The organism is Frigoribacterium sp. PhB107, from assembly GCF_003751515.1.
Lineage (GTDB): Bacteria > Actinomycetota > Actinomycetes > Actinomycetales > Microbacteriaceae > Frigoribacterium.
Map to the genome: position 1 here is coordinate 117,804 of NZ_RJKU01000004.1, position 24,623 is coordinate 142,426.

Sequence of the window (24,623 nt, forward strand, 5' to 3'; positions counted from 1 at the left end):
CACGGTGAGGTCGGCACTCCGCCCGCCGCCTACCATGGACTCGTGTCCTTCAGCCTCGCCGACCTGCCCATCCGCGACGACCTCAAGGGGCTGACGCCCTACGGCGCTCCCCAAGAGCGGGTTCCCGTCGCCCTCAACGTCAACGAGAACACCCACCCCGTTCCCGCCGACGTCGCCGCCGACATCCTCGAGGCAGTCGGTGCAGCCCTCGTCGACGTGAACCGTTACCCCGACCGAGAGTTCTCGACCCTCCGTGACTCGCTGGCGGGTTACCTCGGACACGGCCTCAGTCGCGATCACATCTGGGCGGCGAACGGTTCGAACGAAGTCATCCAGCAGATCCTGCAGGCCTTCGGCGGCCCGGGCCGGTCCGTGCTGGGGTTCTCGCCCACCTACTCGATGCACTCGATCATCGCGGCGGGCACCGGCAGCACCTGGCTCGAGGGCGCCCGCGACGAGGGCTTCACGATCACGCCTGAGACGGCGGTCGCCGAGATCGAGCGTCTCCGGCCCGACGTCGTCTTCTTCTGCGGCCCGAACAACCCTACGGGCACACCGCTCGACCTCGACACGGTCCGGGCCGCCTACGACGCGACCGACGGCATGGTCTTCGTCGACGAGGCCTACGCCGAGTTCATGCCGACCGGCCAGCCCACGGCGCTCACCCTGCTCGAGGGCCGGGAGCGCCTCGTCGTCTCGCGCACCATGAGCAAGGCCTTCGCCTTCGCCGGTGCCCGGGTCGGCTACATGGCGGCCCACCCTGCCGTCGTCGACGCCCTCCGTCTGGTCCGGCTGCCGTACCACCTCTCGTCCCTCACGCAGGCGGCGGCCGTGGCGGCCCTCGCGCACGCCGACGAGATGCTCGCGATGGTCGACGACATCAAGGCGCAGCGCGACCGCATCGTCCGCGTGCTGACCGAGCTCGGCTACAGCCCGTGGCCGACCTGGTCGAACTTCGTCCTGTTCGGCGGCGTCGACGACCCGGCCGACGTCTTCCGTCGCCTCCTCGCCCGCGGTGTCATCGTCCGCGACCTCGGCATCGAGGGGCACCTCCGGGTGAGTGCCGGCACCGAGGCTGAGACGACCGCGTTCCTCGACGCGCTGCGCGACATTAGGCTCTCCTCGTGACCGATCAGCCTCGCGCCCGCACCGCCTCCTCGTCCCGCGAGACGAGCGAGTCGCGCATCCAGCTGTCCCTCGACCTCGACGGGACCGGTCGCTCGTCGGTCGACACGTCCGTGCCGTTCTTCGACCACCTCCTGACGGCCCTCTCGAAGCACTCGCTCATCGACCTCGACGTGTCGGCGGCGGGTGACACGCACATCGACGTCCACCACACGGTAGAAGACGTCGGCATCGTGCTCGGCGGCGCGATCAAGGAGGCGCTGGGCGACAAGGCCGGCATCTCCCGCTACGGAGACGCGCTCGTGCCCCTCGACGAGGCGCTCGTCCAGGCCGTCGTCGACGTGTCGGGCCGCCCGTACCTCGTCCACACCGGCGAGCCCGAGGGCTTCGAGTACCACCTCATCGGCGGCCACTTCACCGGCTCGATGGTGCGCCACGTCTTCGAGGCGATCACGTTCCACGCCGGCATCACCGTCCACGTGCGCGTGCTCGGCGGCCGCGACCCGCACCACATCGCCGAGGCGGAGTTCAAGGCCTTCGCCCGGGCCCTGCGCCAGGCCGTCCAGCCCGACGCCCGGGTGACCGGGGTGCCGTCCACGAAGGGCGCCCTGTGACGGTCCGTCCCACGGTGGCCGTCCTCGACTACGGCAGCGGCAACGTGCACTCGGCGGTCAAGGCCCTCGAGCTCGCGGGGGCCGACGTCGAGCTCACGCGCGACCGCGCCAGGGTGCAGGCGGCCGACGGGCTCTTCGTCCCCGGCGTCGGTGCGTTCGGCGCCGTGATGAGCCAGCTGCAGTCGGTCCGCGGGGGCGAGATGATCGACCGTCGACTCGCTGGTGGTCGCCCTGTGATGGGCATCTGCGTCGGCATGCAGGTCTTCTTCGAGGGTGGGGTCGAGCGCGGTGCGACGACCGGCGGCCTGGGCGAGTGGCCCGGCGTCGTCGACGAGCTGAAGGCGGACGTGCTGCCGCACATGGGCTGGAACCTGGTCGACGCCCCCGAGGGCAGCGTCCTCTTCGACGGCGTGCGCGACGAGCGCTTCTACTTCGTGCACTCGTTCGCGGCTCAGGCCTGGACCCTCGACGTGATCCGCCCGTTCCCCGAGCCCCACGTCACGTGGGCCGACCACGGCGGGCGCTTCGTCGCGGCCGTCGAGAACGGTCCGCTCTGGGCCACGCAGTTCCACCCCGAGAAGTCGGGGCAGCCGGGCATCAGGCTGCTCTCGAACTGGCTCGGGACACTCTGAACCCCCTCTGATCCGACCGCGATCCCCGGCCCCGTCGGCGACAGCACGCGGCACGCCCGCGAGAGAGACACCATGAGCGACTTCTGCACGACCCCTGGCCTCACCCTGTTCCCCGCCGTCGACGTCGCGGGCGGGCAGGCCGTCCGCCTGACGCAGGGCGAGGCCGGCACCGAGACGGGCTACGGCGACCCCGTGGCGGCGGCCGACGACTGGAAGTCGCAGGGTGCCGAGTGGCTGCACCTCGTCGACCTCGACGCGGCGTTCGGCCGGGGCGACAACCGGTCGATCATCAAGAAGGTGATCAAGCAGGTCAAGGGCATCGACGTCGAGCTCAGCGGCGGCATCCGCGACGACCGCTCGCTCGACGACGCGCTGAGCACCGGCGTCAAGCGCATCAACCTGGGCACCGCCGCGCTCGAGAACCCCGAGTGGGCCGCCCACGTCATCGCCGAGTACGGCGAGGCCGTGGCGGTGGGCCTCGACGTGCGCGGCACGACCCTGGCCGCGCGCGGCTGGACGGAGGACGGCGGCGACCTCTGGACGGTGCTCGCTCGCCTCGAGGACGCAGGGTGCGCCCGCTACGTCGTCACCGACGTGACGAAGGACGGCACCCTGACCGGCCCGAACACGGATCTCCTCCGGCAGGTCATGGAGCGCACCGACCGTCCGGTCATCGCCTCGGGCGGCATCTCGAGCCTCGACGACATCGCGGCCCTCCGCGAGCTCGTCCCCCTCGGCCTCGAGGGGGCCATCGTCGGCAAGGCGCTCTACTCGGGCGCCTTCACCCTCGCCGCCGCGCTCGACGTCGCGTCGGTGTCGTGACTGCGGACCGCGGACCCACGCACGCGGCAGACAGCGCCGGGCGGCCCTTCGCCGGTCGTACCTTCGAGCACCACGACACGGCCCACGCGGGCGACGACGGTTCGGCCGACCCTCGCCTCCTCGAGGCCCTGGTCCGCTTCGGCGCGGGCGGGCTGCCCGAGCACGAGGTCGTCGACGCCCTGCGCCCCGCGCGTCTGCTGATCCCGCTCGTCGCGGTCGCGGGGGAGGAAGGGCTCGACGACCTCGGTCGCCGCGTCGACAAGACGCAGGAGCTGTCCATCGTCACGGTGGCCGGCCCTGACGGACGCGCGGTGCTGCCGGCGTTCACGAGCGTCGAGGCCCTCAGTCGGTGGGACGCCGCGGCGCGTCCGGTCCCCGTCGACGCGCGGCGGGTCGCGCTGGCGGCCGTCGCCGAGTCGACCGAGCACCTCGTGCTCGACCCGGGCTCGCCCACCGAGTTCGGCGTCCGGCGACCTGCGCTCTGGGCCGTCGCCCAGGACCTTCCCTGGGTGCCCGCCCACGCGGACGAGGCGGTCCTGCAGGCGTTCCTCGCCGCGTCGACCGACGAGGAGGCGCTGGTCGGGCTGGCGATCTCGCCCGGCTACCGGGGCGCCCGGCTGGGCACTCCCGAGATCGTGGTCCGGCTCGCCGTGCGTGCCGGCCTCGACCAGGGGCAGCTGGGGGAGCTGCTGCAGCGCCTCCAGGCGTCGTGGCAGGCCGATCCGCTCATCCTGGACCGCGTCGACAGCATGTCCGTCAGCGTCGTCCCCGCCTGAGGCAGGTCAGATCGACGGTCGGATGATCGGGTCAGCTCAGCTGGCCACGGTTCAGGTGACCGGGCCGGTGAGCTTCTCGCCGGGGCCCTTGCCGACGGCGTCGGGGATGGAACTGGCCTCGCGGAAGGCGAGCTGCAGTGAGCGGAGGCCGTCGCGCAGCGCGCGGGCGTGCTGGTCGCCGATCTCCGGCGCGCTGGCCACGACGAGGCCGGCGAGCGACGAGATGAGCTTGCGCGCCTCGTCGAGGTCGGTCTGCGCCGCGGGGTCGTCGGCGAGGCCGACCTTCACGGCCGCCGCGCTCATCAGGTGCACGGCGACGGTGTTGATGACCTCGACCGCGTTGACGTCGGCGATGTCGCGGACGGCGTCGGACGGGTGCTCCACCGGGATGCCGACGGGGGCGTCGTCGGGGCGGTCGGCGGGGTGGGTGTGCGGGGTGTGGCTCACGTGCTGATCCTCTGCTAGGCTTCTCCAGGCTCGCAGCGTCTGCTGCGTGCGAAAGTGGAGATTCTCCCACCCGCGCTTGACCGTCACACGAGGTTACCGGGTTGTTGGCACCCCGTTCGATCTGCACCACCCCGGAGAGCGATCCTCGAGGCAGAGCAGGCCGAACAGCCAGGGTGCAGTGCACCGCCGTCGACAGACGGTGCGCGTCGCGAGAGCGACCGGTGTGCGAACCTCCTCTTTCCCTGCAGGCCCTCCGGGTCGGCAGGTGACGAAGCGACGACAGAGGAGTTCCGCATCAGCGATCCCCGTACGAACGACCGTATCCGCGTCCCCGAGGTCCGCCTCGTGGGGCCTGCAGGTGAGCAGATCGGCGTCGTTCCCATCGCCATGGCGCTGCGTCTCGCCGCAGAGGCCGAACTCGACCTGGTCGAGGTGGCCCCCAACTCGAAGCCTCCCGTGGCCAAGATCATGGATCACGGAAAGTTCAAGTACGAGGCTGCGCAGAAGGCGAAAGAGGCTCGGCGCAACCAGGCGAACACCATCCTCAAAGAGGTCCGGTTCCGTCTGAAGATCGACAAGCACGACTACGAGACCAAGCGCAAGCGCGCCGAGGGCTTCCTCGAGGGTGGCGACAAGGTCAAGGCCATGATCTTGTTCCGCGGTCGTGAGCAGTCGCGTCCCGACCAGGGCGTGCGTCTGCTCCAGCGCTTCGCGGAGGACGTGTCCGAGCTGGGCAGTGTCGAGTCCACCCCCACCATCGACGGCCGCAACATGGTCATGGTGATCGGGCCCCACAAGAACAAGTCCGAGGCGAAGGCCGAGGCCGAAGCTCGCAAGGCGGCGAACAAGCCCCCGAAGCACCCCACGTCCGACAAGGCGGCGGCCGATGCACCGGCCGAGCCGACAGAAGAGAGCAAGTAACACATGCCCAAGCAGAAGACCCACTCCGGTGCCAAGAAGCGTTTCAAGGTCACCGGTTCCGGCAAGATCATGAAGCAGCAGGCCGGCATGCGCCACAACCTCGAGGTGAAGAGCGCCAGCCGCAAGGCTCGCCTCAACCAGGACCAGCTGTTGGCCCCGGCCGACGCCAAGGTCGCCAAGAAGCTTCTCGGTCACTGACCGCTGACACGAACGTAGAGGAACAAGAAAATGGCAAGAGTCAAGAGAGCGGTCAACGCCGCCAAGAAGCGTCGCGTCATCCTCGAGCGCGCCGAGGGCTACCGCGGTCAGCGTTCGCGCCTGTACCGCAAGGCCAAGGAGCAGGTCACCCACTCCCTCGTCTACTCGTACCGTGACCGCCGTGCGCGCAAGGGCGAGTTCCGCCGCCTGTGGATCCAGCGCATCAACGCTGCGTCGCGTCAGAACGGCCTGACCTACAACCGCCTCATCCAGGGCCTGTCCCTGGCCGGCATCGAGGTCGACCGTCGCATCCTCGCCGAGCTGGCCGTGCACGAGCCCGCCACCTTCGCGTCGATCGTCGCGACGGCGAAGGCCGCGCTGCCTGCCGACACCTCGGCCCCCAAGGTCACGGCTGCCGCGTAGTCACGACGGCGTCAGCACCACCTCCGGAGGGCCCGGACAGCACCAGCTGTCCGGGCCCTCCGTCGTTCCCCGGGCCGGGTGCGGCATAGTTGTCGCGTGCGCACCCCTCTGATCGACAACCCCCGTTCGCCACGAGTCCGGGCGGTGGCGAAGCTGTCCAAGCGGGACGCCCGTACCGAGACGGGGCTGTTCCTGCTGGAGGGGCCGCAGGCGGTGTCCGAGGCCCTCGCGTTCCGTCCCGAGCTGGTCCTCGAGCTCTACGTCACCCCGACCGCGCTCGAGCGGCACCCCGGGCTGGCCGACGCGGCCGGCGAGGCGGGCCTCGAGGCCGAGTTCGTCACGGAGGCCGTGCTCGACGCGATGGCCGACACCGTGACCCCGCAGGGCGTCGTGGCCGTCTGCCGCCAGTTCCCGACGTCGGTCAAGGACATCTTCGCCGAGGGCGACGACGGCGGGCCGAAGCTCATCGCCATCCTCGAGGAGGTGCGCGACCCGGGCAACGCCGGCACGATCATCCGTGCCGCCGACGCGGCCGGGGCCGACGCCGTCGTGATGACCGGTCGCAGCGTCGACCTCTACAACCCGAAGGTCGTCCGGGCCACGACCGGCTCCCTCTTCCACGTGCCCGTCGCCGTCGGCATCGACCTCGCGAGCGTCGTGGCGCGCTGCGCCGAGGCCGGCATCCAGGTGATCGCCGCCGACGTCAAGGGCGACGACCTGCTGCAGGCGCGGCGCGACGGCGTCCTCGACGCGCCGACGGCCTGGCTCTTCGGGAACGAGGCGCGCGGGCTCACCGACGACGACCTCGCGCGGGCCGACCGCGCCGTCGTGGTGCCCATCTACGGGCACGCCGAGTCGATGAACCTGGCGACCGCCGCCTCCGTCTGCCTCTACGAGAGCGCCTTCGCCCACCGCTCGTAGGTCGACCGGACGGCTCGTTTCGGTTGCGTTACGAATCAGCTGTGAGTTTGACCCCCTTCCGGGCGTCTGTTTGTGTGGACCCATGGAACCCCTCGTCGTGGTCGACCACGTCAACAAGCACTTCGGTCAGCTGCACGTCCTCAAGGACGTCACGACCACGGTCGGGCGTGGCGAGGTCGTCGTGGTGATCGGCCCGAGCGGCTCGGGCAAGTCGACTCTCTGTCGGGCGATCAACCGCCTCGAGACGATCGACGACGGCGTCATCTCGATCGACGGCACTCAGCTGCCCGACGAGGGCGCCGCGCTGGCGAAGCTGCGTGCCGACGTCGGCATGGTGTTCCAGAGCTTCAACCTCTTCGCCCACAAGACGGTGCTCGAGAACGTCACCCTCGGCCAGATCAAGGTGCGAGGCCGCTCCAAGGCCGAGGCCGAGAAGCGCGCCATGGAGCTCCTCGACCGCGTCGGCGTCGGCGACCAGGCGTCGAAGATGCCCTCGCAGCTCTCGGGCGGCCAGCAGCAGCGCGTCGCCATCGCCCGTGCCCTCGCGATGGACCCGAAGGTGATGCTCCTCGATGAGCCCACGAGCGCGCTCGACCCCGAGATGATCACCGAGGTGCTCGACGTCATGGTGCAACTCGCGAAGGACGGCATGACCATGGTCGTCGTCACCCACGAGATGGGCTTCGCCCGCAAGGCCGCCGACCGCGTCGTGTTCATGGCCGAGGGCCAGATCGTCGAGGAGTCGACGCCCGAGGAGTTCTTCACGGCGCCGAAGTCCGACCGCGCGCGCGACTTCCTGTCGAAGATCCTCACGCACTGAGCCCGGGCGCCTCGCTCGCGACGCGCCTCCTCGTGCCCCCGTCCCGGCTGCCCGCCCGGACGAGGAGGCGCCCCCAGACTCCCGGACGTCGACCGTCGGCCGGGTCACCCAGCAAGGAGAACGACATGCGACTCAGCAAGGGATTCGTCGCCGTAGCCGCAGCGGCCGTGACGGTGCTCGGCCTCTCGGCCTGCACGGACTCGGCCGCCCCCGAGAGCTCGGTCGACGTCGAGGAGGTCGCGGACTTCCAGGACGGCACCACGATGGCTCGTCTGGCCGAGGCCGGCGAGATCACCATCGGCACCAAGTTCGACCAGCCGCTCTTCGGCCTGGACGACGGCTCGGGCACGCCCCAGGGCTTCGACGCCGAGATCGGCAAGCTCGTCGCCGCCAAGCTGGGCATCCCCGCCAGCGGCATCACGTGGGTCGAGACGGTCTCCGCCAACCGCGAGCCGTTCATCCAGAACGGCGACGTCGACCTCGTCATCGCCACCTACACGATCAACGACGCCCGTAAAGAGGTCGTCTCGTTCGCCGGGCCTTACTACCAGGCCGGCCAGGACCTGCTGGTGCTCGAGGGCAACCCCGACGGCATCGAGAGCGTCGACGACCTCGCAGGCAAGAAGGTCTGCACCGTCAGCGGCTCGACCAGCGAGGCGAACATCGCCGAGTACGTCAGCGCGCCGACCGACATCATCGCGACCGACACCTACTCGAACTGCCTCGAGCCGCTCCGCACGGGCGCGGTCCAGGCCGTGACGACCGACAACGTCATCCTGGCCGGCCTCGCCGACCAGAACGAGGGCGAGTTCGAGGTCGTCGGAGCGCCGTTCACCGAGGAGCCCTACGGTATCGGCCTCGCGCTGGACGACACCGACTTCCGCATGTTCGTCAACGACACGCTGCAGGACGCCGAGGACGACGGCACCTGGGACGAGCTGTGGGAGGCGACGGCCGGCAAGGTGCTCGAGACCCCCGAGCCCCCGGCGATCGACCGCTACTAGCGACACCGGCGGGCACCGTGTCGCGACCTGCGCACGGTGCCCGCCACCGCCTCCTGCCCGTGTGGGCAGCCGCCCTGAACTGAGGACACCCTTGTGAACCCCCTGGACGTCATCCCCGGCTTCGACGCCGTGATCGACAACTGGCCCCGATTCTGGGGCGGCTTCGTCACGACGCTGCAGCTCCTCGTCTTGTCGGGCGTCGGCGCGATCGTCATCGGCTTCGTCGTGGCCGCCATGCGGATCTCGCCCGTGGGCTCGTTCCGGGTCTTCGCGACGGTCTACACCGAGGCGATCCGCAACGTCCCGCTGACGCTCGTCCTCTTCTTCTGCGCCTTCGTGCTCCCGTACCTCGGCGTCGGGATCGGCTACTTCCCGCTCGCGGTGATCGGCCTGACGCTGTACACCTCGCCCTTCGTGGCCGAGGCCGTCCGCTCCGGCGTGAACGGCGTCCCGGTGGGGCAGGCCGAGGCCGCCCGCAGCATCGGCCTCGGCTTCGGCCAGACCCTGACGCTCGTGATCATGCCGCAGGCCATCCGCATGGTCATCCCGCCCCTGATCAACGTGATCATCGCCCTGACGAAGAACACCTCGGTCGCGGGCGGGTTCTTCGTCGCCGAGCTGTTCGCCGCGGGGCGCTTCATCGCGAACTCCCGCGGCGACGCGGTCATCACGACGCTGCTGTCGGTGGCCGTGTTCTACCTGGTCGTCACCATCACCCTGGGTCGCGTCGCGGCCCTCGTCGAGAAGAAGGTCGCGGTCCTGCGATGAGCACGAACGTCCTCTACGACGCCCCGGGCCCGAAGTCCCGCCGCACCTCGCGCATCATCTCGGTGGTGGGCGTGGTCCTGGTGCTCGCGCTCGTCGCCTACGTCGCGTACCTGCTGGGCCGCCCGCGTGTCAGCGCCAACGGCGCCGTCACCGCCAGCGTGCTCGACCCCTCGCGCTGGGACATCCTGCTCGACCGCAACCTCTGGCGGAACATCGGCCGCGGCTGGCTGGCGACGGTCCAGGCAGCCGCCGTCGCGTCCGTGCTCGCGGTCGCCATCGGAGTGCTGTTCTCGTTCCTCCGCACCGCACGGACCGCCTGGGTCCGGGTGCCGACCACGGTCGTCCTCGAGTTCTTCCGCGGCATGCCCGTGCTGCTGATGATGCTCTTCATCCTGCTGGTCTTCTCGACGGGCGCCTTCTGGGCCGTGGTGGCAGCTCTCGCGGTCTACAACGGCGCCCTCATCGGCGAGGCCCTGCGCTCGGGCATCGCCGCCCTGCCGCGGGGCCAGCGCGAGGCGGGGCTCGCCATCGGCCTCTCGCCGGTGCAGACGCGCTTCGCGATCGAGTTCCCGCAGGCGTTCCGCCAGATGCTGCCGATCATCCTGGCGCAGCTGGTCGTCCTCCTGAAGGACACCTCGCTCGGCTACATCGTCGGCTACGTCGAGTTGACCCGGCAGGGGCTGAACCGGCTCGGCACGTCCTACGGCAGCACCTACACGTTCACCCTGTTCGCCGTGGTCCTCGTGGTCTACCTGATCACGAACCTCGTCTTCTCGTACGTGGTGCGCGTCGTCGACCGGCGCACCGGCCGCCGCGGCGTCGTCCGGACGAAGGGCGGGGGAGGCGGTCTCGGCGGCCCCGGTCTGCTCGCCCGCGCCGGCCGCCCGAACATCCCCGCGACGACCGGCGCGGCCGGCGGAGGCGGCGGCGGCGGTCGCTGACCTGCCGCACCACCGCACCGACCGCTCCTCCCCGGATCCGCGATCCGCGCCTCCTCGTCCCCAGGGCACGAGGAGGCGCGGGTCGTCACCCCAACGATCGCTAAGCTTGGTTCTCGTGTCAGACTCCGTCCCCATCTCCGAAGAGGCCGTCTCGGCCGCGGTCGACGCGGCCCTCGCCGCCGTCGCGACCGCCGCCTCCGTCGCCGAGCTCAAGGCGGCCCGTGCCCAGCACGCCGGCGAGGCGTCGGTCCTGGCACGCATGAACGCCGGTCTCCGCGACCTGCCGAACGACCAGAAGGCCGCGGCGGGCAAGCTCGTCGGTGGCGCCCGCGGCCGTGTCGGCCAGGCGGTGGCCGCTCGTGAGGCCCAGCTCGCCGAGCTCGAAGAATCCCAGCGCCTCGTCGATGAGGCTGTCGACGTCACGGCCCTGCCTACGCGTCGTCGGGCCGGCGCGCGACACCCGCTCGCCCTCCTGCAGGAAGAGATGCTCGACCTGTTCGTCGGCATGGGCTGGGAGGTCAGCGAAGGGCCCGAGCTCGAGCACGAGTGGTTCAACTTCGACGCGCTGAACTTCGACGCCGACCACCCGGCGCGCGCCATGCAAGATACGTTCTTCGTCGACCCGGTCGACGCGCACCTCGTGCTGCGCACGCACACGTCACCCGTGCAGATCCGCACGCTCCTCGCGAAGGAGCTGCCCGTCTACAACGTCGCCACCGGCCGCGTCTTCCGCACCGACGAGCTCGACGCGACGCACACCCCCGTCTTCACGCAGATCGAGGGCATCGCCATCGACCGCGGCCTCACGATGGCGCACCTGCGCGGCACGCTCGAGCACCTGGCGCGCTCGATGTTCGGGCCGGGCGCGCAGATCCGGCTCCGGCCCAACTACTTCCCCTTCACCGAGCCGAGTGCCGAGATGGACGTCTGGCAGCCGAACGCCAAGGGCGGCGCGCGCTGGGTCGAGTGGGGCGGCTGCGGCATGGTCAACCCGAACGTCCTCCGGGCCGCGGGCATCGACCCCGAGGTGCACCAGGGCTTCGCCTTCGGCATGGGCATCGAGCGGACCCTCCAGTTCCGCAACGACCTCAACGACATGCGCGACATGGTCGAGGGCGACGTCAGGTTCAGCGAGCAGTTCGGGATGGTGGTCTGATGCGGGTTCCGCTGAGTTGGCTCGGCGAGCACGTCGACCTCCCCGTCGACGTGTCGCTCGAGCACGTGCACGCCGCGCTGGTGTCGGTCGGCTTCGAAGAAGAAGACGTCCACGTCGGCGACGTGACGGGCCCCCTCGTCGTGGGCCAGGTGCTCGAGCTGCAGCCCGAGCCGCAGAAGAACGGCAAGACGATCAACTGGTGCCAGGTCGCCGTCGGCCCCGACGACGTCCGGGGCATCGTCTGCGGTGCCCACAACTTCGTCGTGGGCGACAAGGTCGTCGTGTCCCTGCCGGGCGCCGTGCTGCCCGGGCCGTTCCCGATCGCCGCGCGCAAGACCTACGGCCACGTGTCCGACGGCATGATCGCGTCGACCCGTGAGCTCGGCCTCGGCGACGAGCACGACGGCATCCTCCTGCTCAGCTCGCTCGGCCTCGACCCCGAGGTCGGCACGGACGCCATCGCGCTCCTCGGCCTCGACGAGGCCGCCGTCGAGATCAACGTCACGCCCGACCGTGGCTACGCGCTCAGCATGCGCGGCGTGGCTCGCGAGTACTCCCACGCGACGGGCGCCTCCTTCACCGACCCGGCCGGCACGGTCGAGCCTGCGGCGGCGGACGGCTTCGCCGTGAGCGTCGTCGACGACGCCCCCGTGCGCGGCCGACAGGCCGTGGCCACCTTCGTGACCCGGGTGGTCCGCGGCATCGACGCCTCGCGGCCCACGCCGACCTGGATGTCGTCCCGCCTGCGCCTCGCTGGCGTCCGCTCGATCTCGCTGCCGGTCGACGTCACGAACTACGTGATGCTCGAGCTCGGCCAGCCGATCCACGGCTACGACCTCGCCGCGGTCCAGGGCGGGCTGACGGTCCGCCGCGCCGCGGCGGGCGAGGAGCTCGAGACCCTCGACGGCACCGTGCGTGCCCTCCACGTCGAGGACCTGGTCATCGCGGACGAGCAGGGCGCCGTGGGCCTGGCCGGTGTCATGGGCGGCTCGCGCACCGAGATGGGCGCGGGCACCACCGACGTGCTCGTCGAGGCCGCCACGTTCGACCCCGTGTCGATCGCGCGGACCGCTCGCCGGCACAAGCTGCCGAGCGAGGCGTCCCGTCGCTTCGAGCGCGGCGTCGACCCTGCCGTGTCCGCCCCCGCGGCACAGCGGGTCGTCGACCTGCTCGTCGAGCTCGCGGGCGGCACGGCCGACCCGCTCGGCTCCTCCCTCGACGAGTCCCTCGCGCCCGGGGCGATCGAGCTGCCGCGCGAGCGCGCCGCCCGCCTCATGGGCGTCGACTACACGACCGACGAGGTCGTGGGCGCCCTGCGTGCCGTCGGCTGCGTCGTCGTCGAGTCGGGCGAGGGGTGGCAGGTGACCCCGCCGACGTGGCGGAGCGATCTCCGGACGTCGGCCGACCTCGTCGAAGAGGTCGCCCGCATCACCGGGTACGACCGCATCCCGTCCGTGCTGCCCGTGGCGCCTCCCGGGCGCGGCCTGTCCCGCGAGCAGAAGCTCCGTCGCCGGGTCGCGGCGTCGCTGGCCGCCGCGGGATCGGTGGAGGTCCAGGCCTACCCCTTCGTCCGTCCCGACCAGAACGCCGCCTTCGGCTCGATCGACGGCTCGGACACAGGCTCGACGGTCCCTGCCGTCACGCTCGCGAACCCGCTCGACTCCGCAGCACCCCAGCTGCGTCGCTCGCTGCTCCCCGGCCTGCTCGATGTCGTCCGCCGGAACACCTCCCGTGGGCTGGTCGACGTCTCGGTCTTCGAGAGCGGCACGGTCTTCCTGCCGGTCGAGGGCACGACCTACGGCACCGCCGAGGTGCCCGCCGGTGCCCAGCGTCCCGGTGACGAGCTCCTCGGCCAGCTGGCCGCCAGTCTTCCCGCCCAGCCGCGGCACCTGGCCGTGGCTGTCGTCGGAGACGCGATCGAGCGCCAGCCGGGCCAGCCGGCCGTCGTCGCCGGCCTGGCCGACGTGCTCGACGACCTCCGGGTCGCCGTCCGCGCCGCCGGGTCCGAGGCCGTGTTCCGCACGGGCCGGCACCCGTCGCTGCACCCCGGGCGCACGGCCGAGGTCCTCGTCGCAGGCGAGGTCGTCGGCGTGGCCGGCGAGCTGCTGCCCACGGTGTCGGCCGAGCTCGACCTGCCGCGCGTCGTCGCGGTCGCAGAGATCGACCTCGACCGTGTCCTCGCGCTGTCCGACGTCCCCGTCCAGCCGACGGCGATCTCGTCCTACCCGGCCGCGACGCAAGACCTCTCGCTCGTCGTGGGCGTCGACGTCGCTGCGGGAGACCTGCTCGAGACCGTCCGCGAGGGCGCCGGCGAGCTGCTCGAGTCCGTGCGGCTCGTCGACGACTACCGGGGCACCGGCCTGCCGGAGGCGACCAAGTCGTTGACGTTCGCGCTGCGGTTCCGCGCCGACGACCGCACGCTGACGGCCGCCGAGGCGACCGAGGCCAAGCAGGGGGCCGTCCGCCTCGCCGGCGAGCGATCAGGGGCGACGCTCCGCGAGTGACCTCGCGAGGCGCCGCCGCCCTCGATCCTCGACCGACTCGACCATCAGGATGGACACATGCCTCACTCCGTAGCAGTAGCGGGCGCCAGCGGGTACGCCGGCGGCGAGCTCCTCCGGCTCCTCGCCGCGCACCCCGACTTCGAGGTCACGACCGTCACGGCGTTCCAGAACGCCGGGCAGCCCCTCGTCGCCCTGCAGCCCCACCTGCGCTCCCTCGCGCACCTCACGCTCGTCGAGACGACGGCCGAGACCCTCGCCGGGCACGACGTCGTCTTCCTCGCCCTCCCGCACGGCAAGTCCGGTGCGATCGCGGCGCAGCTGCCCGACGACGTCCTCGTCGTCGACTGCGGGGCCGACCACCGTCTCACCGACGAGGACGCCTGGGCCCGGTTCTACGGCACCGAGTACCACGGCGCGTGGGCGTACGGACTGCCCGAGCTCCTGCTCGGCGCGTCCGGCGGGCGTCAGCGCGACGCCCTGCGCGGGGCACGCCGCATCGCGGTGCCCGGCTGCAACGTCACGGCCGTGACCCTCGGCCTCGCCCCGGGAGTCCGTGCCGGGCTGGTCGAGGCGACCGACATCGTCTCGGTCCTGGCCGTCGGCCCGTCGGGAGCCGGCAAGGCGCTCGCGCCGCACCTCCTCGCCAGCGAGCTGATGGGCTCAGCCTCGGCCTACGGCGTCGGCGGCACGCACCGCCACGTGCCCGAGATCCAGCAGAACCTCCGGCTCGCCGGCGCGCAAGACGTCAGGATCTCGTTCACCCCCGTGCTCGTCCCGATGTCGCGGGGCATCCTGGCGACCACGACGGCGACGCTCGCCCCCGGGGTCGGCGCCCACGACGTCCGCACCGCCTGGGAGCAGGCCTACGCGGACGAGCCCTTCGTCCACGTCCTGCCCGAAGGCGTCTTCCCCCGCACGGCCGACACGGTCGGGGCGAACACGGCCCTCATCGGCCTCGCCGTCGACGAGGCCGCCGAGCGCGTCGTCGTCGTCAGCGCCATCGACAACCTCGTCAAGGGCACGGCCGGCGCGGCCGTCCAGTCCGCCAACATCGCCCTCGGACTCCCGGAGACCACGGGCCTCAGCACGGACGGAGTGGCACCGTGAGCGTCACCGCAGCACAGGGCTTCACCGCCGCCGGCGTCGTCGCCGGCCTCAAGAGCACCGGGGCACGCGACGTCGCCCTGGTCGTCAACACCGGCCGCAGCAAGGCCGCCGCGGCCGTCTTCACCAGCAACCGCGCCAAGGCCCACCCCGTCCTCTGGTCGCAGCAGGTGGTGGGCGACGGTGTCGCGGAGGCGGTCGTCCTGAACTCGGGAGGCGCCAACTGCTTCACCGGCCCGTTCGGCTTCCAGACCACGCACGCCACGGCCGAGGCCGTCGCCGAGTCGCTCGGCGTCTCGGCGGGCGACGTCGTCGTGTGCTCCACCGGCCTGATCGGCGTCGGCGACCAGGTCTTCCGCGACAAGGTGCTCTCCGGGTCCCGCGCTGCGGCGACCCAGCTGAGCGCCGAGGGCGGCGAGGACGCCGCCCTCGCGATCATGACGACCGACAGCGTGCCGAAGCAGGCCGTCGTCGCCGGTGACGGCTGGGTGGTCGGCGGCATGGCCAAGGGCGCGGGCATGCTCGCGCCGGGCCTGGCGACCATGCTCGTCGTCCTGACGACCGACGCCGACCTCCCGGCGGAGACGCTCGACGCCTCGCTCCGCGCGGCCACGCGGGTCACCTTCGACCGCCTCGACTCCGACGGCTGCATGTCGACCAACGACACGGTCGTCCTCCTGTCGAGTGCCGAGTCCGGCGTGGCACCGTCGGCGGACGAGTTCACGACGGCGGTCACCGAGCTCTGCGCCGACCTGGCTCGCCAGCTGCAGGCGGACGCCGAGGGCGCCTCCCACGACATCCGCATCGAGGTGGTCGGTGCCGTCGACGAGGACGACGCGGTCGAGGTGGGCCGCTCCGTCGCCCGGAACAGCCTCTTCAAGGCCGCCGTGTTCGGCAACGACCCCAACTGGGGCCGCGTGCTCGCCGCCATCGGCACCACGTCGGCCGCCTTCGACCCCTACGACGTCGACGTGTCGATGAACGGCGTCCGGGTCTGCCACGCGGGAGCGCCCGACGTCCCGAGCGAGACCGTCGACCTCACCCCGCGGGCTGTCCACGTGCTGGTCGACCTGCGCGCCGGCGACGCCGAGGCGACGATCCTCACGAACGACCTCACGCACGACTACGTGCACGAGAACAGCGCGTACTCCAGCTGATGGGCGCACACGAGGTGACCCACAGCGCCGAGCAGGAGCTCGCGGCCGTCAAGGCCGCGACCCTGATCGAGTCGCTGCCCTGGCTCAAGCGCTTCTCCGGCAAGGTCGTGGTCGTGAAGTTCGGCGGGAACGCGATGGTCGACGAGGCGCTCGGCCGTGCCTTCGCCGAGGACATGGTCTACCTGCGGCTGGCCGGCCTGTACCCGGTGGTCGTCCACGGAGGCGGTCCGCAGATCTCCGCGGCCCTCGCGACCGCGGGCATCCCGAGCGACTTCCGCGGCGGGTACCGCTACACGAGCACCGAGGCCATCGCCGTCGTCCGTGACGTCCTGGCCGGGGACGTCGCGCAGCAGATCGTCGGGCTCGTCAACGAGCACGGCGACCTGGCCCGCAGCGTGTCCGGCGAGGGATCGACGCTGTTCCGCGGTCGTCGCCGCGGCACCGTCGTCGACGGCGAGGCCGTCGACCTCGGGCACGTGGGCGACGTCGTCGACGTCGACCCGTCGTCGGTGCTCGCCGAGATCGAGGCAGGACGCATCCCGGTCGTGTCGTCGCTCGCCGTCGACGAAGGCGACGAGGGGTCGCTGCTGAACGTGAACGCCGACGCCGCGGCCGCCGCGCTCGCCGTGGCGCTCCGGGCGACCAAGCTCGTCGTGCTCACCGACGTCTCGGGCCTCTACTCCGACTGGCCGAACCGTGACTCGCTGGTCGCCGCCATCACCGTGTCGGCGCTCACCGACATGCTCCCGACGCTCGAGTCGGGCATGATCCCCAAGATGACGGCCTGCCTCGACGCGGTCGTCGGCGGCGTCGGGGGAGCGACCATCATCGACGGCCGCATCCCGCACTCCATCCTCCTCGAGGTCTTCACCCAGCGCGGGTCGGGCACCGAGGTCGTCCCCGACGACAGGGCCGCCGCCTACGGCGCACCCGTCGTCGACTCGTTCCCGATCACCCCGGTCGGCGACGTCAGCACCCCGCAGGAAGGACAGTCGTGACCACCACCCAGACCCCAGCCGGACACGACGAGCGCCGCGACTGGCAGAGCCGGTTCGGCGACGCGTTCATGCGCTCGCTGGCCACCCCGAAGGTGATGCTCGAGCGCGGCGAGGGCTGCGCTGTATGGGACGTCGACGGCAAGCGCTACCTCGACTTCCTCGCCGGCATCGCCGTCAACGCCCTCGGCCACGCGCACCCCGTGCTCGTCGAGGCGATCGCCCGACAGGCCGGCGCGCTCGTCCACGTCTCGAACTACTTCGCGACCGAGCCTCAGCTGGCCCTGGCCGAGCGCCTCCTCCGCCTCAGCGGCGCGGGCGACCAGGGTCGCGTCTACTTCGCGAACAGCGGGGCCGAGGCCAACGAGGCCGCGTTCAAGCTGGCACGGCTCAACCGCGGCGACGGACGCCGCACGCGGATCCTCGCCCTGCAGAACTCGTTCCACGGCCGCACCATGGGCGCACTCGCCCTCACCGGCAAGCCCGCGCTCCGCGGTCCCTTCGAGCCGATGGTGGCGGGCGTCGAGCACATCGACACGATGCTCGAGGCGATCGAGGCCGCGATGGGAGACGACGTCGCGGCTCTCTTCGTCGAGCCGATCAAGGGCGAGGCCGGCGTGCTCGACCTCCCCGTCGGGTTCCTCGAGAGGGCCCGTGAGCTGACCCGCGAGCACGGAGCGCTCCTCGTCCTCGACGAGATCCAGACGGGCATCGGCCGCACCGGCTCCTGGTTCGCCTTCCAGCAGTTCGACGTCGTGCCCGACGCGATCACCGTCGCCAAGGGTATCGCCGGGGGAGTGCCCATCGGCGCGCTCGTCACCTTCGGCGCCGCCTCCGACCTGTTCGAGGCCGGCCAGCACGGCAGCACGTTCGGCGGGAACCCGCTGGCCACGGCTGCTGCAGACGCGGTCCTCGGCGAGATCGAGCGTGCCGGCCTCGTCGAGGCCGCCGTGGTCCGAGGCGCCCAGATCCGTGCCGCCGTCGAGGCGATGGACTCGCCGCTCGTCGCCGGCGTCCGCGGGCAGGGCCTGCTGATCGGCATCGGCCTGACCCAGCCGATCGCCGCCGAGATCTCGGCGCGGTGCCTCGAGGCAGGCCTGATCGTGAACGCCCCCAACGACTCCAGCATCCGTCTCGCTCCTCCGCTCATCGTGGGCGACGCCGAGATCGCCGAGTTCTCCGCCCTCTTCTCCCGCGTCCTGAAAGGTCTCGAATGACCCGCCACTTCCTCCGCGACGACGACCTCAGCCCCGCTGAGCAGCTCGAGGTCCTCGACCTCGCCGACGCCCTCAAGCGCGACCGCTGGTCGCAGCGACCCCTCGAGGGCCCGCAGACGGTCGCCGTGATCTTCGACAAGTCGTCCACCCGCACCCGGGTCTCGTTCGCGGTCGGCATCGCCGACCTCGGCGGCAGCCCGCTCGTGATAGCGACCGCGAACAGCCAGCTGGGCGGCAAGGAGACGCCGTCCGACACCGCACGCGTCCTCGAGCGCATGGTCGCGGCGATCGTCTGGCGCACCTACGCCCAGTCCGGCCTGGAGGAGATGGCGGCCGGCACGACCGTCCCGGTCGTCAACGCGCTCAGCGACGACTTCCACCCCTGCCAGCTGCTGGCCGACCTGCAGACCATCCGCGAGGCGAAGGGCACGCTCGCGGGCCTCTCCGTCGCCTTCGTCGGCGACGGCCGGAGCAACATGGGCCAGTCGTACCTGCTGGCCGGCGCCACCGCCGGCATGCACGTCCGCATCGGCTCGCCGGCGGGCTTCCAGCCCGAGCAGCACGTCGTCGACGACGCGGCCGCGATCGCCGCGACGACCGGCGGATCCGTCCAGGTCGTCGACGACGCCGCGGCCGCGGTCGCGGGCGTCGACGTCGTCGTCACCGACACCTGGGTCTCCATGGGCAAGGAGGACGAGAAGGACGAGCGCGTCGCCGTCTTCGGCGGCTTCAAGGTCGACCAGGCGCTCATGGCGCAGGCGGCCGACGACGCGATCTTCCTGCACTGCCTCCCCGCCGACCGCGGGTACGAGGTCGACGCCGACGTCATCGACGGCCCGACCAGCGTCATCTGGGATGAAGCGGAGAACCGCGTCCACGCCCAGAAGGCGCTCCTCACCTGGCTGCTCTCGCACTGAGGCAGCAGCGGCGAGCCAGCAGCACGGAGCTCGCAGCACCGGCCGCCCGGCCACGAGGCCGGGCGGCCTCCCGATAAGATCACCCACACACCACACTCAAGGAGAACCATGGCGGAACGCGTCGTCCTCGCATACTCCGGAGGTCTCGACACCTCCGTCGGCATCGGCTGGCTCGCTGACGCGACCGGCAAGGAGGTGGTCGCCCTCGCCGTCGACGTCGGACAGGGCGGCGAGGACATGGACGACATCCGTCAGCGTGCCCTCGACTGCGGTGCCGTCGAGTCGGTCGTCGTCGACGCCAAGGAGGAGTTCGGGCGCGACTACCTGATGCCCGCCCTCAAGGCCAACGCGATGTACCAGAAGACCTACCCGCTGGTCTCGGCCCTCAGCCGCCCGCTGATCGCGCGCCACCTCGCCCGTGTCGCGAAGGAGCTCGGCGCCGACAGCGTCGCGCACGGCTGCACCGGCAAGGGCAACGACCAGGTCCGTTTCGAGGCGGCCGTGGCCGCGCTCGCGCCCGACCTGACGAGCATCGCGCCCGTCCGCGACCTCGCCCTCACCCGCGACAAGGCGATCATCTACGCCGAGAAGCACTCGCTGCCGATCCGCCAGAGCGCGGCGAACCCCTACTCGATCGACAAGAACGTCTGGGGCCGCGCGGTCGAGACGGGCTTCCTCGAGGACCCGTGGAACCCGCCGATCGAAGACCTGTACGAGTACACGCAGGATCCTTCGGTCATCAAGGACGCCGACGAGGTCGTCATCACCTTCCAGGCCGGCGTGCCCACCGCGATCGACGGCGTCTCGTACACGCCGCTCGGCATCGTGCAGAAGATGAACGAGCTCGCGGGCGCGCACGGCGTCGGCCGCATCGACGTCGTCGAAGACCGTCTCGTCGGCATCAAGAGCCGCGAGGTCTACGAGGCTCCGGGTGCCGTGGCGCTGATCCAGGCGCACGAGGCGCTCGAGGCGCTCACGATCGAGCGCGACCTCGGTCGCTACAAGCGCGGCGTCGAGGCCGAGTGGTCCAACCTCGTCTACGACGGCCTGTGGTTCTCGGGCCTGAAGCGCTCGCTCGACGTCTTCATCGACGACACGCAGAAGTACGTCTCGGGCGAGATCCGCCTCAAGCTGCAGGGTGGCCGCGCGGTCGTCACCGGCCAGCGGAGCGACCAGAGCCTGTACGACTTCGACCTCGCGACCTACGACACGGGCGACACGTTCGACCAGTCGCTGTCCAAGGGCTTCATCGAGATCTGGTCGCTGCCGAGCAAGATCTCGGCGCGTCGCGACCTGGCGCAGCAGTAGTGGCCGACGCGACCCCGGGCCAGAACCAGCGGGCGGGGGAGGCGGGCGCCCTGTGGGGAGGCCGCTTCGCCTCCGGCCCCGCCCCCGAGCTCGCTGCCTTGAGCAAGTCGACGCAGTTCGACTGGCAGCTCGCGCCGTACGACATCGCGGGGTCACGGGCGCACGCCCGTGCCCTCGCGGCCGCGGGGTACCTCGACGGCGCTGAGCTCGACGCCATGGTCGCCGCCCTCGACCAGCTCGAGGGCGACGTCGCCGACGGCTCGTTCGTGGCGGCGGAGTCCGACGAGGACGTGCACTCGGCGCTCGAGCGCGGCCTGATCGGCATCGCCGGCGCCGAGCTCGGCGGCAAGCTCCGCGCGGGCCGCAGCCGCAACGACCAGATCGCCACGCTCGTGCGTCTCTACCTGCGTGACCACGGTGCGGCGATCGGCCGTCTCGTGGTCGGGCTCGTCGACGCGATCGCCTCGCAGGCCTCGGCTCATCCCGATGCCGTGATGCCCGGGCGCACGCACCTGCAGCACGCGCAGCCCGTCCTGCTCGCGCACCACCTCCTCGCCCACGCCTGGCCCCTGGTCCGCGACCTCGAGCGCCTGCGCGACTGGTCGCGTCGTGCGTCGGCGTCGCCCTACGGCGCCGGCGCCCTGGCGGGCAGTTCGCTCGGCCTCGACCCGATGCTCGTCGCGACCGAGCTCGGCTTCGAGCGCACCACCGAGAACAGCATCGACGCGACGGCCAGCCGCGACGTCGTGGCCGAGTTCGCCTTCGTGGCGGCCTCGATCGGCATCGACCTGTCGCGCCTCGCCGAGGAAGTGATCCTGTGGTCGACGCGGGAGTTCGGCTTCGTGAAGCTGCACGACTCGTTCTCGACCGGGTCGTCGATCATGCCCCAGAAGAAGAACCCGGACATCGCCGAGCTCGCCCGGGGCAAGTCGGGGCGGCTGATCGGCAACCTCACGGGCCTCCTGGCGACGCTCAAGGGCCTCCCGCTCGCGTACAACCGCGACCTGCAGGAGGACAAGGAGCCGGTGTTCGACTCGGTCACCCAGCTCGAGGTGCTGCTGCCTGCGTTCACGGGCATGATCGCCACGCTCGAGTTCGACGAGGCCCGCATGGCCGAGCTCGCGCCGCAGGGCTTCTCGCTCGCGACGGACGTGGCCGAGTGGCTCGTCCGCCAGGGAGTGACGTTCCGTGACGCCCACGAGATCAGCGGCGAGCTGGTTCGGTTCTGCGAGCAGCACGGGCTTGAGCTCGACGAGCCGACCGACGCGCAGTACGCCGAGGTGTCGTCGCACCTCACCCCCGAGATCCGTGCGGTCCTGACCGTGCGCGGCTCGATCGGCAGCAGGCAGGGCGTCGGCGGGACGGCTCCCGAGCGCGTCGCCGAGCAGCTGGCCGAGCTGACCGAGCGCGTCGCGCACCTGGTCCGCGACCTCGACCCGGTCTCGGCGTGACCGAGCCGCGTCGACCGCGGACCCCGCGTGCCTGGCTGCTGCCCGCGGTCGTCGCGGTGTGCGTCGTCGTCCTCGTCGCGGTCGTCGTGATCGCGACCGCCTCGGGCCAGCGGTTCTTCTGAACGAGGTGGCCCGGCTGCTGACGCGGCCGGCCCTCGAGGTGGGCCCGCTCCTCCTCGGCTCGGTGTTCCGGGTCGGGGAGGTGGCGGTCAGGCTCACGGAGGTCGAGGCGTACCACGGCCAGGGGCAGGATCCCGGGTCGCACGCGCACCGCGGGCCGACGCCGCGGAACTCGAGCATGTTCCGCGAGGGCGGGACCCTCTACGTGTACCTGTCCTACGGGATCCACCGGTGCGTCAACATCGTCTGCGGCCCCGAGGGCTACGCCTCGGGGCTGCTGCTCCGCGCGGGCGAGGTCGTCGACGGTCTCGACGTCGCTCGGTCGCGCCGGGCATCCGCCCGGAACGACGCCGAGCTGGCGAAGGGACCCGGGAGGCTCGGGTCGGCACTCGACATCGGTCTCGACGACGACGGCAGCACCCTGGGCACCGGGCGGTTCTCCCTCGAGCTGCCGGCCGGGCCCGTCGGCGAGGTCGTCGCCGGTCCGCGCGTCGGGGTCTCCGGCCGCGCCGGGACCGACGAGTTCCCGTGGCGGTTCACGCTCGCGGGCGAGCCGTCGGTCTCGGCCTGGCGGCCCGCGGTCCGGCGCGGCGGCGGCACGTCCGCACGCTGATACCGTTCTCGGGTGAGCAGCGAAACCACGGCCGACGTCCTCGCCGGCCAGGCCAACGACCCCACGTTCGACGACGTCTGGGACGAGCTGCAGTGGCGCGGCCTGGTCCACGTCTCGACCGACGCCGAGGCGCTGAAGTCCGTGCTCGCCGGCCCGCCGATCACGTACTACTGCGGCTTCGACCCGACCGCGCCGAGCCTGCACCTCGGCAACCTCGTGCAGCTGCTGCTGATGCGTCGCCTTCAGCTGGCCGGACACCGGCCGCTCGGGCTCGTCGGCGGTTCGACCGGCCTGATCGGCGACCCGCGTCCGACGGCCGAGCGCACCCTGAAGACACCCGAGCAGACCGCCGAGTGGGTGACGCGGATCCGCGTGCACGTCGAGAAGTTCCTCGCAGCCGAGGGGGAGAACGGCCTCCGGGTCGTGAACAACCTCGACTGGACGGCGCCCCTGTCGGCGATCGAGTTCCTCCGTGACATCGGCAAGAACTTCCGGGTGGGCACGATGCTCAAGAAGGACGCGGTGAGCGCCCGCCTGAACTCGGACGCCGGCATCAGCTACACCGAGTTCAGCTACCAGATCCTGCAGGGCCTCGACTTCCGTGAGCTCTACCGCCAGCACGAGTGCGTGCTGCAGACGGGGGGCAGCGACCAGTGGGGCAACCTCACCAGCGGCACCGAGCTGATCCGTCGCACCGAGGGAGTCGCGGTGCACGCCATCGGGACCCCGTTGATCACCAACAGCGACGGCACCAAGTTCGGCAAGAGCGAGGGCAACGCCGTCTGGCTCGACCCCGAGCTGACGAGCCCTTACGCGATGTACCAGTTCTGGCTCAACACCGACGATTCCGATGTCGTGTCCCGGCTGCGGGTGTTCACGTTCCTCGACCGAGCGGCGATCGAGTCGCTCGAGCGAGCGGTGGCCGACGAGCCGTTCCGGCGGGAGGCGCAGCGCACGCTCGCGTGGGAGGTCACCCGACTGGTCCACGGCGAGGCCGCCACGCAGTCGGCGATCGACGCGGCCGCCGCTCTCTTCGGCCAGGGCGACCTCGGTGTCCTGGACGAGGACACCCTCCGCAGCGCGGTCGCCGAGCTCCCGTCCGCGGAGGCGGACTCGACCACCACGGTGGCGCAGGCACTGGTGGCCACCGGGTTGTCGGCATCTCTGGGTGCCGCCCGCCGGAGCACCGGCGAGGGCGGGGTCTACCTGAACAACGTCCGCGTGGTCGACGCCGATGCTCCGGTGGGGGAGTCCACCCTGGCCGGCGGCACCGTCGTGCTGCGTCGCGGCAAGAAGACCCTGGCCGGCGTGACGGTCCGCTGACCCGCCCTGCTCCGTGACGACGAAGGCCCGCCCCTCTCAGGGGCGGGCCTTCGTGCATGCGGTGATCGAGAGGCGCGTTTCGCGAGTCCAGTCGCGTCGCTGATCGTGCCCCTGGAGGCCGTGTGCGGCCCTCTGGCGGCCGATCAGGGCCCGCACCCTTGATTTTCCGGAGTTCGACGTTGCGACACGCCCGGGATGCGGCAGGGTTTGGACGATGTGCCTGGTGTGCCTGTAATGTTTCCTCTTGTCACCACGGAGGTGCGGCGGAGCGAAGCTTCACCGGCCACCAGATGACATTGACCTCCAAGTCCTCGAGTTGCTGCTGGTTCTGCTAGCTGGCCTCGGA

26 protein-coding genes are annotated in these 24,623 nt (G+C 71.4%); 25 read left to right on the forward strand and 1 reads right to left on the reverse strand.

The genetic code is table 11. The features are described from left to right. Positions 1-42 precede the first annotated feature (42 nt). The 5 genes from EDF18_RS15340 to EDF18_RS15360 all read left to right on the forward strand — a co-directional run bounded on the left by EDF18_RS15340 (position 43) and on the right by EDF18_RS15360 (position 3,969). The gene (locus EDF18_RS15340) at positions 43-1,128 is read left to right on the forward strand and encodes a histidinol-phosphate transaminase (RefSeq protein ID WP_123548710.1); all 1,086 of its coding nucleotides are present in this window, start codon (positions 43-45) and stop codon (positions 1,126-1,128) included. Continuing rightward, positions 1,125-1,739, forward strand: coding sequence for an imidazoleglycerol-phosphate dehydratase HisB (gene hisB, locus EDF18_RS15345; protein WP_123548711.1), 615 nt, complete (start codon positions 1,125-1,127; stop codon positions 1,737-1,739). The genes EDF18_RS15340 and hisB overlap by 4 nt, the downstream gene beginning before the upstream one ends. Next, positions 1,736-2,371 (forward strand): imidazole glycerol phosphate synthase subunit HisH, encoded by a 636-nt coding sequence (gene hisH / locus EDF18_RS15350; RefSeq protein ID WP_123548712.1) that lies wholly within the window; start codon positions 1,736-1,738, stop codon positions 2,369-2,371. Before hisB ends, hisH begins: the two co-directional genes overlap by 4 nt. A gap of 72 nt (positions 2,372-2,443) precedes the next feature. Continuing rightward, on the forward strand, positions 2,444-3,193 hold the full coding sequence (gene priA, locus EDF18_RS15355) for a bifunctional 1-(5-phosphoribosyl)-5-((5-phosphoribosylamino)methylideneamino)imidazole-4-carboxamide isomerase/phosphoribosylanthranilate isomerase PriA (protein WP_123548713.1): 750 nt from the start codon (positions 2,444-2,446) through the stop codon (positions 3,191-3,193). After that, on the forward strand, positions 3,190-3,969 hold the full coding sequence (locus EDF18_RS15360) for an SseB family protein (protein WP_123548714.1): 780 nt from the start codon (positions 3,190-3,192) through the stop codon (positions 3,967-3,969). Before priA ends, EDF18_RS15360 begins: the two co-directional genes overlap by 4 nt. Before the next feature lie 51 nt (positions 3,970-4,020). On the opposite strand, the gene EDF18_RS15365 is transcribed toward EDF18_RS15360, so the two are convergent. After that, positions 4,021-4,359 carry a DUF1844 domain-containing protein gene (locus EDF18_RS15365; RefSeq protein ID WP_123548743.1) on the reverse strand — a complete coding sequence of 113 codons (339 nt, stop codon included), beginning with the start codon at positions 4,357-4,359 and terminating at the stop codon, positions 4,021-4,023. 351 nt (positions 4,360-4,710) lie between these two features. On the opposite strand from EDF18_RS15365, the gene infC reads away from it, so the two are divergent. The 20 genes from infC to tyrS all read left to right on the forward strand — a co-directional run bounded on the left by infC (position 4,711) and on the right by tyrS (position 24,277). Next, a complete protein-coding gene (gene infC / locus EDF18_RS15370; protein ID WP_123548744.1) occupies positions 4,711-5,337 on the forward strand; it encodes a translation initiation factor IF-3 in 627 nt (208 codons plus the stop codon). Positions 5,338-5,340: 3 nt separating this feature from the next. After that, on the forward strand, positions 5,341-5,535 hold the full coding sequence (gene rpmI / locus EDF18_RS15375) for a 50S ribosomal protein L35 (protein ID WP_123548715.1): 195 nt from the start codon (positions 5,341-5,343) through the stop codon (positions 5,533-5,535). Between the two features lie 30 nt (positions 5,536-5,565). Next, complete coding sequence (gene rplT / locus EDF18_RS15380; protein ID WP_123548716.1) at positions 5,566-5,958, forward strand: 50S ribosomal protein L20; 393 nt, start codon at positions 5,566-5,568, stop codon at positions 5,956-5,958. A 108-nt stretch (positions 5,959-6,066) separates the two neighbouring features. Then, on the forward strand, positions 6,067-6,879 hold the full coding sequence (locus tag EDF18_RS15385; protein ID WP_123548745.1) for an RNA methyltransferase: 813 nt from the start codon (positions 6,067-6,069) through the stop codon (positions 6,877-6,879). An 82-nt stretch (positions 6,880-6,961) separates the two neighbouring features. Further along, positions 6,962-7,699 (forward strand): amino acid ABC transporter ATP-binding protein, encoded by a 738-nt coding sequence (locus EDF18_RS15390; protein ID WP_123548717.1) that lies wholly within the window; start codon positions 6,962-6,964, stop codon positions 7,697-7,699. Positions 7,700-7,824: 125 nt separating this feature from the next. Beyond that, positions 7,825-8,703: a glutamate ABC transporter substrate-binding protein gene (locus tag EDF18_RS15395; protein ID WP_123548718.1), complete on the forward strand. Its 879-nt coding sequence runs from the start codon at positions 7,825-7,827 to the stop codon at positions 8,701-8,703. A gap of 102 nt (positions 8,704-8,805) precedes the next feature. Beyond that, complete coding sequence (locus EDF18_RS15400; RefSeq protein WP_123548746.1) at positions 8,806-9,471, forward strand: amino acid ABC transporter permease; 666 nt, start codon at positions 8,806-8,808, stop codon at positions 9,469-9,471. Continuing rightward, entirely contained in the window at positions 9,468-10,412 is a 945-nt protein-coding gene (locus EDF18_RS15405) for an amino acid ABC transporter permease (RefSeq protein ID WP_123548719.1), read from the forward strand. The genes EDF18_RS15400 and EDF18_RS15405 overlap by 4 nt, the downstream gene beginning before the upstream one ends. Positions 10,413-10,527: 115 nt before the next feature. Further along, positions 10,528-11,568 (forward strand): phenylalanine--tRNA ligase subunit alpha, encoded by a 1,041-nt coding sequence (gene pheS / locus EDF18_RS15410; protein ID WP_123548720.1) that lies wholly within the window; start codon positions 10,528-10,530, stop codon positions 11,566-11,568. Beyond that, a complete protein-coding gene (pheT, locus tag EDF18_RS15415) occupies positions 11,568-14,072 on the forward strand; it encodes a phenylalanine--tRNA ligase subunit beta (protein ID WP_123548721.1) in 2,505 nt (834 codons plus the stop codon). Before pheS ends, pheT begins: the two co-directional genes overlap by 1 nt. 57 nt (positions 14,073-14,129) lie before the next feature. Beyond that, complete coding sequence (argC, locus tag EDF18_RS15420) at positions 14,130-15,179, forward strand: N-acetyl-gamma-glutamyl-phosphate reductase (protein ID WP_123548722.1); 1,050 nt, start codon at positions 14,130-14,132, stop codon at positions 15,177-15,179. Further along, entirely contained in the window at positions 15,176-16,333 is a 1,158-nt protein-coding gene (argJ, locus tag EDF18_RS15425) for a bifunctional glutamate N-acetyltransferase/amino-acid acetyltransferase ArgJ (protein ID WP_123548723.1), read from the forward strand. The genes argC and argJ overlap by 4 nt, the downstream gene beginning before the upstream one ends. Then, positions 16,333-17,331 carry an acetylglutamate kinase gene (gene argB / locus EDF18_RS15430; RefSeq protein WP_123548724.1) on the forward strand — a complete coding sequence of 333 codons (999 nt, stop codon included), beginning with the start codon at positions 16,333-16,335 and terminating at the stop codon, positions 17,329-17,331. The genes argJ and argB overlap by 1 nt, the downstream gene beginning before the upstream one ends. Then, positions 17,328-18,545, forward strand: a complete 1,218-nt coding sequence (locus EDF18_RS15435; RefSeq protein WP_255416205.1) for an acetylornithine transaminase — start codon at positions 17,328-17,330, stop codon at positions 18,543-18,545. Before argB ends, EDF18_RS15435 begins: the two co-directional genes overlap by 4 nt. Beyond that, positions 18,542-19,462: an ornithine carbamoyltransferase gene (gene argF, locus EDF18_RS15440; protein ID WP_123548725.1), complete on the forward strand. Its 921-nt coding sequence runs from the start codon at positions 18,542-18,544 to the stop codon at positions 19,460-19,462. Before EDF18_RS15435 ends, argF begins: the two co-directional genes overlap by 4 nt. Before the next feature lie 108 nt (positions 19,463-19,570). Further along, a complete protein-coding gene (locus tag EDF18_RS15445; RefSeq protein ID WP_123548726.1) occupies positions 19,571-20,770 on the forward strand; it encodes an argininosuccinate synthase in 1,200 nt (399 codons plus the stop codon). Beyond that, complete coding sequence (gene argH, locus EDF18_RS15450; RefSeq protein ID WP_123548727.1) at positions 20,770-22,221, forward strand: argininosuccinate lyase; 1,452 nt, start codon at positions 20,770-20,772, stop codon at positions 22,219-22,221. Before EDF18_RS15445 ends, argH begins: the two co-directional genes overlap by 1 nt. Beyond that, complete coding sequence (locus EDF18_RS16725; RefSeq protein WP_255416206.1) at positions 22,218-22,343, forward strand: hypothetical protein; 126 nt, start codon at positions 22,218-22,220, stop codon at positions 22,341-22,343. The genes argH and EDF18_RS16725 overlap by 4 nt, the downstream gene beginning before the upstream one ends. A 5-nt stretch (positions 22,344-22,348) precedes the next feature. Beyond that, positions 22,349-22,954, forward strand: a complete 606-nt coding sequence (locus EDF18_RS15455) for a DNA-3-methyladenine glycosylase (protein ID WP_123548728.1) — start codon at positions 22,349-22,351, stop codon at positions 22,952-22,954. A gap of 12 nt (positions 22,955-22,966) precedes the next feature. Next, positions 22,967-24,277, forward strand: a complete 1,311-nt coding sequence (gene tyrS / locus EDF18_RS15460; protein ID WP_123548729.1) for a tyrosine--tRNA ligase — start codon at positions 22,967-22,969, stop codon at positions 24,275-24,277. Positions 24,278-24,623: the final 346 nt, after the last annotated feature.